Source organism: Nocardia amamiensis NBRC 102102 (assembly GCF_001612745.1).
GTDB classification, from domain to species: domain Bacteria; phylum Actinomycetota; class Actinomycetes; order Mycobacteriales; family Mycobacteriaceae; genus Nocardia; species Nocardia amamiensis.
In genome coordinates this window covers 1-4642 of the sequence record NZ_BDBA01000245.1, presented here as the reverse complement: position 1 = coordinate 4642, position 4642 = coordinate 1, and the positions used below count along the sequence as shown (strand labels likewise).

Genomic DNA, 4642 nt, shown 5'->3' with positions numbered 1-4642 from the left:
CGCCGGATCGACCATGCCGCCAGGACCACCGCACAGCACCAGCGTGGGCGCGGTGATATCGGGCAGCCGGTCCCACCACTCCGGGTTCGGCTTGCGGAACTGTTCCAGCGCAGTCTTCGTCATGGAGCGGTCGAACGAGAGCACCGCGCGCGGGTGCCGGACCAGACTGGAGGTGGCGTGCCACAACTCGGGCACGGTGGGAAAACGCCGGGTCAGGCGCAATTCCTCGGCGCCGGACTGCAACGGAAGCGGGCATTCCTCGATGACCAACCGGTGCGCCAGCTCCGGCCGCTCCTGCGCGACGCACGACACCGCGTAGCCGCCGAGCGAATGTCCGACCAGATCCACCGCGGGCAGCTCCAGTTCGTCGCAGAGCCGTAGCAAATCGGCGCCGAAGTCGTCGAACCGGTAGGAGTCGGTATGCGAGCTACGGCCGTGGCCACGGAGATCGGGAATGATCACACGGCGCCCGGATTGCACCAGAACACGGGCGAACCGGTCCCAGGTGTGTCCGTCGCCGCCCATGCCGTGCACCAGCATCACGGGAATGTCGCTCACCGCGCCGATGCCCGAATCCCGATAGGCGATCCGCACGTCACCGAATGCCACTTGGCCGACCGTCAGATCCACGACCAACGAGAATACTGGTCGTCATACAGCGACCCGCCCGGAGTTGCGTGGATCACTCGAAATGGCTGCGGTGCAGCGCTAGCCGAGGCGCGCGTTTCGGATATCGCGATGTCGTACGCCGTCTGTTCGAAGCAACGCGTTAATGCCTGGCGCGGCGGGTGAACTCGGCGGAATACTCGCCGCATGCCCTCCTTCGCCGATTTCGACCGTCGTAACTATCCCACCGTCGACGTGGCCACCGGGTACGACGGATGGGCGCCGACCTATGAGCAGACGGTGCTCGACGAAATGGATCTCGCGCTGCTGGGACGACTGCGCCTGGATTTCGGCGACGTGCGCCGCGCGGCCGATCTGGGCTGTGGCTCCGGCCGAACCGGAAGCTGGCTGCGGGAGCACGGACTCATGCATATCGACGGGGTCGACGTGAGCCAGGGAATGCTGGCATTGGCCGCCGAACGCGGCGCGCACACCACGCTGACCCGAGCGGACGTGCGGGCCACCGGACTGCCGGATGGCGCCTACGACCTGGTGATCGCCTCGTTGATCGATGAGCACCTGCCGGAATTGGTGCCGTTCTACGCCGAAGCGTGGCGCATCGCCGCACCTGGCGCGCGATTCGTATCGGTGAGCTACCACCCGCAATTCATCATGGTGTCCGGAATGCCGACGCACTACACAGGCGTCTCCGGTGAGCCGGTGGCGATCGACACGCATCTGCACCTGATCAGCGAGCATCTGTCGGCGGGGCTGACCGCAGGCTGGGTCCTGAGCGATGTCGCCGAAGCGCTGATCGATGACGCGTGGCTGGCCCACAAGCCGAAATGGGCCGCTCTGCGCGGACATCCGTTCACCATGGCGACGGTCTGGTCGCGCCCGGCGGGAGCTTGACCTGGAGTGCACTCCAGCACTTAGTGTGCGCTGGTACAGGGTTGTCCAGTGCAAGGGAAAGCTTCATGGAGCTCGGTTTTCACCTACCCATATTCGACATCGACGGCGGGACCACCGCCATCGCCGGTGAGCTGGCCAGAGTAGGCGCGGCGGCGGAGGCCTCCGGCGCGACCTGGTTGTCGTTCATGGACCACTACTTCCAGATCGAGCAGACCGGCCTGCCGGCCGAGGCGAACATGCTGGAGGGCTACACCACGCTCGGCTACTTGGCCGCGCACACCTCCCGCATCGATCTCGGCCTGCTCGTCACCGGGGTGACCTATCGGCACCCTGGCCTGCTCGCCAAGATCGTCACCACACTCGACGTCCTGTCGGGTGGCCGGGCGGTGCTCGGCATCGGCGCCGCGTGGTTCGAACGGGAGCACCGCGGGCTCGGCGTGCCGTTCCCATCGGTGGCCGAGCGGTTCGAGCGGCTGGAGGAGACGCTGCGCATCTGCAGGCAGATGTGGGACCCGCACGACAACGGAGCATTCGACGGCAGTTACTACCAGTTGGCCGAGACGCTCTGCTCGCCGCAGCCGATCAATCGGCCCAAGGTGCTCATCGGCGGAGGCGGGGAGCGCAAGACGCTGCGGCTGGTCGCGCAATACGGCGACGCCTGCAACCTGTTCGGTTCCGCGCCCGCGGATGTCGAGCACAAGCTCGACGTCTTGCGACGGCATTGCGACGACGTGGGCCGGGACTACGACCAGATCCGCAAGACGATCATCGCGAACAACCCGCGGCCGAACCCGGGCACCCGCGACGAGTTCGTCCGGCAGATGGCGGACTACGCCAAACTCGGCGTGCATACCGTCATCGTCATCCCGACCACCGGCTCGCCGGCCGCTTGGATCGACGGCATGGCACCGGCCGTCCCGCAGCTCGCCGAGCTGGGCTGACACACGCCGCGGTCGGACGCTCGGCGCGAATGGCAGGCGTGTCGAAGTCCGGCTGCGGGCACACCTGGAACCGCTACGCCGATAGTGTCCGAAGGACGCGGCCGGGGCCTTACCCCGATGCAGTTGCTCGAATGCGTGGAAGCACCACAGCCGACGGCAATTCAGTCGTAAAGCCCTTCGACGCGCCAGGTTCGGTCGTGGTAGACCAGCAGGAGCACCCGGCTGTCCGCCGGGGCGCCGTCGAGCTGAACCTGGGCGCGGGCGGTGCATCCGGCGTCAGCCGAATCCGGCGCCCACCACCGTTCGTCCACCGGCCACGGCCCCGCCCAGCCGGTCAGCCGCCACTGTTTGCTTCCCCAGCGCAGCAGTGCGGGGTCGGCGTCGAACATGGCGCGGTCGGTGACCTCGACGGGAGCGCCGTCGGCGGCCTCCAACCGCACCAGCGGACGATTCAGCAGGATCACCGCGGGAGCGGGCTCGGGCAGCCGGCCCGGCCAGGGCTGGGCCGGGTCGGTCGCGGGGACGAGTTCGTCACCCAGCGCGACCATGGTGATGCGCTCGGCGGGTCCGCGTCCGCCGCTGAGCACGCCCACCCGCACCGCTTCCCCGCCGAGCAGGCCCTGCACCCGCACCAGCGCGCGGCGCGCGCGCTCGTCCTCCTCGCCGACCCCTCCCCACAAGCCGAGTTGCAGCGCGCCCGCCGCGACCACCTCGACGGGCTCCAGCCGCAGCACGATGATCGGCGCGGTGGGCCGCGCGCCGCCGCGCCGGGTGAGCCAACCGTCCAGCTGCCAGCGCACCCGGTCCGCCGTGCCCTCCGCCGTCAGCGGCTCCGCGCACCGCCAGATCCGCGAAAGCTGCTCTTCGGCAGCGGTTTCCGCGAATACCGACAGCCTTGTGCAGGCCAGCCCGGCATCCGCGAGCGCGGTGTGCAGCCGGGTGGCGAGCAGACGGCCGGCGAAAGCGGCGGCATCGATCCGTTCGATCGGCGGGTCGCAGCGGTACTCCACCACCAGATCCGGTGGTGGCCGCCGCGCGGACGGTGGACGCTCCGGTTCGGCCCTGGCACAGCGATGCGCGAGCACGGCGTCGGCGCCGAACCGGGAGGCGACCTCCACGGAGGAGAGTGCGGCGAAGTCACCGATTCGTCGTAAACCCAAGCGATGCAACAGATCCACCAGGTCGGCGCGCTCGGGCGCGGCCAGGCTCGGCTCGATCGCGAGTTCCCCCACCGGCAGCGGCGCGAGGAACCGCGCTCCCCCGCCCGCGGGCACGATCGCGGCACGGCGGGCGGCGATCACCGCCGTTGACAGCTCATCGGCGATCCCGACCTGCGCCTCCGCCCCGGCCACGGCCACCGCGTCGACCAGACGCTCGGCCGCGGCCTCCTCTGAACCGAAGAACCGTGCCGCGCCACGCGCGCCGAGCACGAGCAGTCCCGGTCGCAGCACCTCCACGCCGGGCATCGTCGCAGCCACCGCGGCGACCACCGGCTCGAACAATCGCGCATCTCGATCCGGATCGTCCTGCGCGAGAAAGAGTTCCGGGCATCGCGCCTGCGCCTCCCTACGCCGCAACCCGCGACGTACCCCCTCGGTTCGCGCGATCGCCGAACACGCCACCACCCGGTTGGCGAACAGCACCGCCACCGGCCGCGTCGCGGGAAGTCCCGCCATCGCCGCCGCGGCGACCGCGGGCCAATCCGGGCACCACAGGGCCAGCACCCGCTTCGACCCTCGCCGAGTCACGGTGCGGCACCGCCTTCGTCCCATGGAACGCTGTGGGTGGTCACCGCGGCGGCATCTTGCCACGGCTTGCGACGACAACCGAGTTCGCAAAGCCGCTTGGACGCGGCGAAACCCGGCGGCGCGCAGCGCGGACGAACGAAATCGCCGGAACGACCGTCCCGTAGTGGGCGGATCAGATCGGCACGGAAGCCGACCATCGGCGTGGCCGACCGCGTTCTCCCGGTGCCGCGGCGACCTGGACGCTCCATCGCCCTGCCGTCCGCCGGACAATCCGGCCGCATCATGTTGCCGCGCCGGACATCATCGAGTGCCACCAGGCGACACCATGCCGCGCCGGTCGACATCGGCGAACCCCAGCGGCAGGGAGCCGGGCCTCGGCGCTCACGACTGCGCCTCGCTGACGCTCGGCTCCGTCGTGCGCGAAGGCGCACTGTG

5 protein-coding genes are annotated in these 4642 nt (G+C 69.7%); 2 read left to right on the top strand and 3 right to left on the bottom strand.

Annotation, left to right across the window (positions count from 1 at the left end; translation table 11 throughout):
* A partial coding sequence (locus tag NA4_RS33295; protein WP_067479268.1) for an alpha/beta fold hydrolase occupies positions 1-630 on the bottom strand: 630 nt, incomplete at its 3' end.
* Positions 631-813: 183 nt separating this feature from the next.
* On the opposite strand from NA4_RS33295, the gene NA4_RS33290 reads away from it, so the two are divergent.
* Both NA4_RS33290 and NA4_RS33285 read left to right on the top strand, forming a co-directional pair.
* Positions 814-1518 carry a class I SAM-dependent DNA methyltransferase gene (locus NA4_RS33290; protein WP_067479266.1) on the top strand — a complete coding sequence of 235 codons (705 nt, stop codon included), beginning with the start codon at positions 814-816 and terminating at the stop codon, positions 1516-1518.
* Positions 1519-1583: 65 nt separating this feature from the next.
* Positions 1584-2459: an LLM class F420-dependent oxidoreductase gene (locus NA4_RS33285; protein WP_067479264.1), complete on the top strand. Its 876-nt coding sequence runs from the start codon at positions 1584-1586 to the stop codon at positions 2457-2459.
* Between the two features lie 161 nt (positions 2460-2620).
* On the opposite strand, the gene NA4_RS33280 is transcribed toward NA4_RS33285, so the two are convergent.
* Positions 2621-4231, bottom strand: a complete 1611-nt coding sequence (locus NA4_RS33280; RefSeq protein WP_067479262.1) for a DNA polymerase Y family protein — start codon at positions 4229-4231, stop codon at positions 2621-2623.
* Positions 4204-4521 carry a hypothetical protein gene (locus NA4_RS33275; protein ID WP_067479261.1) on the bottom strand — a complete coding sequence of 106 codons (318 nt, stop codon included), beginning with the start codon at positions 4519-4521 and terminating at the stop codon, positions 4204-4206. The genes NA4_RS33280 and NA4_RS33275 overlap by 28 nt, the downstream gene beginning before the upstream one ends.
* Positions 4522-4642: the final 121 nt, after the last annotated feature.